Below are 5,114 nucleotides of genomic sequence, written 5' to 3'. Positions count from 1 at the left end.
TGATCTTCCTCGACATATCGGAGTGTCCAGTTCATGTCCCGCGTCAGGTCGTACCATTCGGATCGCGCCAACTGTGGCATGTTGTCTTCCTTACCCTTGTTCTTGGTGTGCGGACCGTGCCGTGCCGAACGCCGCTGCCGCTGTCGAAGTCTCATGTCTCGGCCCGGTGGCCTGCACCGGACTCGCAATGGTGAATAAAGCGCTCGCCGAATGCGTCCGAAAGCCGGCAACAAGGTGTTTCGTATGCCTATGAGGCCGGTACTCGTACGCTCCGCTGTCAAAATCGAGCGCAGGGCCGCGGGCGACTTCGATCACTCGAGGTGCCCGAATGCGCACTCGGCGATTCCCGCCGATCCGATCCCTCTTATCCGAGCGTTCGATGCAATTCGAAGGTGTGCAGCACAACGAGCGTGCCGTCCCCGAGGCGAGACGGCCGAATTGCAACCTCGCCCTTGCCGATCGGGACGGTGTCGTCCACGACCAGAGAGAACTCGCACCGGTCGTATCCGGGCGCGTTCACGTGTATCTCGATCACCTTGGTAGCAGCACATGAACCATGCGCCAGTATCTCGAAGACTCCCTCGGGCTCGGCGTCGAGGAGTACCCCCCATACTCCGACAACGGCGCCGGTCACTGCGGTGCCATCCTCGCCGACGATCTCACCCGCCAGAAGGAGTTCAGTGGTCCCGATGTCAAATTCACGCATCGTGAACGCCACGGGTGAGGCGAGATGTGTCAAGCTCGCCCTGGGGGGCTCGACGCTGGTGACGGACATATGAATCCTCTCCTCCTTATCCGGACGGCCGGTAGTCCTACCGAGTCCGATCCATGCGGGAATGCCGGTAAAGCACATGAAACAACTAAATTGCACAGGCGTATAAAGTAATTCGCGGGCCTCGACGGTCGAGTGCCAGTCCTCCGCCGTCGATACAGGTCTCCGCGGGAAGCACATGGTTCGGACGTGACGGCCCGCGCCGTCCAATCAATGCGTTCTGCCTCGATCGATGACCGGAGGGGAGGCGGTGTGCTGGCGCGGCGTTTTGTCCCCTGTCTGACTCTGACGACATATCGCCATGACGCCACCTTCTTTCACAGCTACGTCCGAATGGGTCCTCGCTCGGTAGGCCAAATGTTAGGTGCGTCACACATCGGCGAGTGTCCACCTGGCGCAGGGACTGGCCGGATTGCGCAACGAGTTCGAAATCGGGCGGATCGCCGTTTACTACGTTCGTAGTACGGGTTTGCGATAGCGGTGGCTCTGCTCGCCTTCGGTCGTCGGCGGCGAAACGGCCGGAGTGTCGGAAACCCGGCGATAGGCCACATCGGTGCGGATCCGCCTGAACTCAGGCCCTGGTGGGCGCATTCGAGCCGGATCTCGCGAGATAGAACAGGGGTGAGAGATCGACGTACCGTGCGGATCTGTCCTGCAGGGGTGCGCGCGCTGACTCCGACGAACTGCGCCAGTTTGCTGACGGTCCACAGCTCCTCGGGTGGGCGTGGATCACAGCGAGGATCGTCTTGATCGTGCGGGTTGGGTGGCAGCCGGTACCGACCGGATCAGCAGTCCGAGTAGGCATAACTGCCGCGAGGAGTAGACCGGTGCTCAACGCTTGTACCGACTGCGGGAGATGAGCGGTTGTGCCGAGGCTGTGGTCCGCGTTCCGGTTGCCGGTGAGGGCCGGACCAGCGCCAACCAACTTGCGTCCTTCCGGCTGGACAGATCGAGTGCCGGGTCGAACGTCGCCAACGTACAGGGCGTCTGCCCGCCCACGGGCGAAGCGCAATGCGAAGACTACCGGGCTGCTGTTATCAGTCCCGGGTGCACCGCCCTGATCGCGCCCGAATCGATCGAGCGAGACGCATTCGTCCAGGGGAGGTGCACCCCTTGACGCCGGCAACCGCGTGCAGGCCGCGGCAGCCGCCGGATCACGCCTCCTTGCTGTAGCGCAAGCTGAACATCTTCAACATGGCAGTCAGTGACGGTTCGCCGCTGCTGCCCGGATGACGAGCTGCGCTCCACGTCGGCGCTCGTACCGGTGCAAGCGCCGAGGCCACCCCGGTCACGCGTGAGCGAGGCCCGAATCGGTCCGCTCACACACAATCGACTTTAGACGACACGTGCCCACCAATCGCGGGCCGCCACGAGACGCTCCGCGGCAGCACGTGCGCCTGCCCTCGATGAGCGTGATTCCTCCCCGGCAGCCCACACCGGACACGTCACCCGAATCGTCGTCGCCGACGGATTCGCCGGCGTGCTGTTCCTCCCTCGCCCTTCACCAAGAACCGGACACCGAGACCTCGGCACCGACTAGTACTGCAACGGCACTTGCTTGACAGGTAGACGATACTGGTTGTGTGGTCCTCGATCTGGTTATTGCCGAGTTGGAAGCGTTGCATGAGCGGATCTCCGGCCGGTTCGCCCGGTCAGAGCCGCGGTCCCGGGTCCGTGAATATGTGACGGGTCTGGTTGCGGGTCTGGAACGCAAGAACGGGTGGACCCTCGCCGAGCGGGCCGGCGAAGTGAGCCCGGACGGGATGCAACGGCTGCTGCGGCGGGCGGACTGGGACGTCGACGGGGTCCGCGACGATGTCCGTGACTACGTCGTCGAACGGCTCGGTGACCGCGCCGGGGTGTTGATCGTCGACGACACCGGATTCCTCAAGAAGGGCACCCGATCGGCCGGGGTGCAACGCCAGTACTCGGGCACCGCCGGTCGGGTGGAAAATTGCCAGATCGGGGTGTTCCTCGCCTACGCGAGCGCGGCCGGGCACGCGCTCATCGACCGGGAGCTGTACCTCCCCGAGTCGTGGACCTCCGACCGGGACCGGTGCCGCGCCGCCGGCATCGGTGACGAGGTGGAGTTCGCGACCAAACCGAGACTGGCGCAACACATGATCCAACGCGCCCTCGACGCACAGGTGCCCTTCTCCTGGCTCACCGCGGACGAGGCCTACGGTCAGGTGAAGTACCTGCGGGTCTGGCTCGAGGAACGCGATGTCTCGTATGTGTTGGCCACCCGGTGCAACGACGATGTGTTCACGCCGGACGGCCGCTCCGGCCGTGCCGACGAGATGATCGCCGCGGTCCCGCCGAAGCAGTGGCGCCGAATCTCCGCCGGAGACGGCGCGCACGGCCCGCGCGAGTATTCCTGGGTGCGGGTGCCCATCAGGATCGCCTGGGCACCCGGCCGCGGGCACTGGCTCCTCGCCCGCCGATCCCTGTCGGACCCGACCGAGATCGCGTACTACATCTGCGCCGGACCCCGGCGCACCACGCTCACCGAACTCGCCACCGTCGCCGGATCGCGGTGGCGGGTCGAGGAATGCTTCCAGCAGGCCAAGAACGAGGCCGGACTGGACCAGTACCAGGTGCGCACCTACCGGGCCTGGTACGCCCACACCACACTGTCGATGCTCGCCCTCGCCTGGCTTGCCGGCACGAAAACCGAAGCGATAAAGGGGGAATCGGGACAAACGATCAGGGCATGATCGCGTACACGGTACCCGAGATCCGCCGCCTACTCGTGCATCTGATCCTGCGACACGCCCACCCCGACGAACACGTCTGGTCCTGGTCACACTGGCGGAGACGCCGACAACACCAGGCCCGCATCTGTCACTACCGAACCCGCGGACATGTCCCATAAGTGCCGTTGCAGTACTAGGGCGTGTCTCCCAATGATTTGGGGTGTTGTGCTGCAGACTCTTCGCTGTGGCAGACGTTGTTAATAGGTTTGAGGTGTTGACGGACAAGCAGTGGGAGTTGCTTGCGCTGCTGTTGCCCAGTTCGGATGGGCTGCGGGGGCGGAAGTTCCAGAACAGCCGGCTTGTGGTGGAGGGGATGCTCTACCGGCTGCGTACCGGGCTCCCGTGGCGGGATCTACCTGCGCATTTCGGCCCCTGGAAGACGGTGTGGAAACGGCACCGACGCTACGCCGGGGATGGAACGTGGGATCGGGTACTCATAGCCCTGGCGGCGATGGCCGATGCCGGTGGCGACCTGGATTGGGCGGTGTCGGTGGATTCCACCGTGGTGCGGGTGCACCAGCACGGCGCCAACGCCGCGCGTGACACAGGGGGATCTACCGAATTACACGAATCTGCTTGACGAACCGGTCGATCACGGCATCGGCCGGTCCCGCGGCGGGCTGACCTGCAAAGTCCACCTGGCGTGCGATGGCGACGGACGTCCCTTGTCGGTGCTGGTGGGTCCTGGCCAGGCCAGCGACAGCCCGATGTTCGGCCCGCTCCTGGAGGGCATCTGCGTGCCGCGCATCGGTGGCGGCGCACCCCGCACGCGCCCGGACGAGGTCCGTGCCGACAAGGCGTACACATCCAAGGCCAATCGAGAACTGCTACGCAGCAAGGGCATCAAGGCGGTCATTCCCGAGAAGTCCGATCAGGTGGCCAACCGCAAGAACAAGGGCAGCGCGGGCGGTCGGCCACCGAACTTCGATGCCGAGTCGTACAAGGGCCGCAACGTGGTGGAAAGGGCCTTCAACAAGGCAAAACAGTGGCGAGCGGTGGCAACCCGGTATGACAAGCTTGCCCTGACTTACCGGGCTGGATTCCTCCTCGCCGGCATCGTCGAATGGCTCAAACTATTGGGAGACATGCCCTAGCACGGTGTGCAGAAACATCGACTCCACCATCGACTGGCACCGTCTACCTGTTCGGCGTCCTGGTCACCTGGTCACCTACGCGCTGCCAGCCCGCGACGGGCCGGAACGGGCATGTCGAGTTCGCGTGGCAATGAATCGACCGCGGCGCGGTGTGTCCGGCGTCACAATGGCTGTAGACTTTGATGTTGTGCCCGAGCCTGTGCCGTCGACTCGGCGGCAGGGGCGGACATGCCTGAGAAGCGGACGACCTCCGTTCCCCGCCACGAATCGAACTGCCTATGTCCGAGGCCAAGTCTGAAGACACTCAGCGCGACCAGGGTCCCGATGCAGTCGGTGCCGAACTCGATGCCGAGGGGTTCGAGGATGCGCACGAGATCGGCCGCGGCGGATTCGGCACCGTATACCGATGTTGGGAACGATCACTCGACCGAGTCGTGGCGGTCAAGGTTCTCTCTGCGGACCTCGATGCCGAAAGCCGCGCGCGATTCGTCC

At 64.4% G+C, this 5,114-nt stretch carries 4 protein-coding genes; 3 read left to right on the top strand and 1 reads right to left on the bottom strand.

Annotation, left to right across the window (positions count from 1 at the left end):
• Positions 1-364: 364 nt before the first annotated feature.
• Positions 365-775, bottom strand: coding sequence for a hypothetical protein (locus HGB39_RS37675; RefSeq protein WP_155756070.1), 411 nt, complete (start codon positions 773-775; stop codon positions 365-367).
• Positions 776-2,355: 1,580 nt separating this feature from the next.
• Here HGB39_RS37675 and HGB39_RS37670 point away from each other — a divergent pair.
• The 3 genes from HGB39_RS37670 to HGB39_RS38315 all read left to right on the top strand — a co-directional run.
• Positions 2,356-3,489, top strand: coding sequence for an IS701 family transposase (locus tag HGB39_RS37670; RefSeq protein WP_064081042.1), 1,134 nt, complete (start codon positions 2,356-2,358; stop codon positions 3,487-3,489).
• 223 nt (positions 3,490-3,712) lie between these two features.
• A protein-coding gene (locus tag HGB39_RS37665; protein ID WP_267204576.1) for an IS5 family transposase occupies positions 3,713-4,622 on the top strand; the annotation gives its coding sequence in 2 pieces (ribosomal slippage) (positions 3,713-4,063 and positions 4,065-4,622; 909 coding nt in all).
• 278 nt (positions 4,623-4,900) lie between these two features.
• Positions 4,901-5,114: hypothetical protein (locus tag HGB39_RS38315; RefSeq protein ID WP_210753240.1), on the top strand; the 214-nt coding region annotated here is incomplete at its 3' end.

It is taken from the genome of Rhodococcus opacus (genome assembly GCF_012396235.1).
GTDB classification, from domain to species: domain Bacteria; phylum Actinomycetota; class Actinomycetes; order Mycobacteriales; family Mycobacteriaceae; genus Rhodococcus_F; species Rhodococcus_F opacus.
Note: the sequence above shows the minus strand (reverse complement) of the source record. Positions and strands in the feature narration are given on the sequence as shown.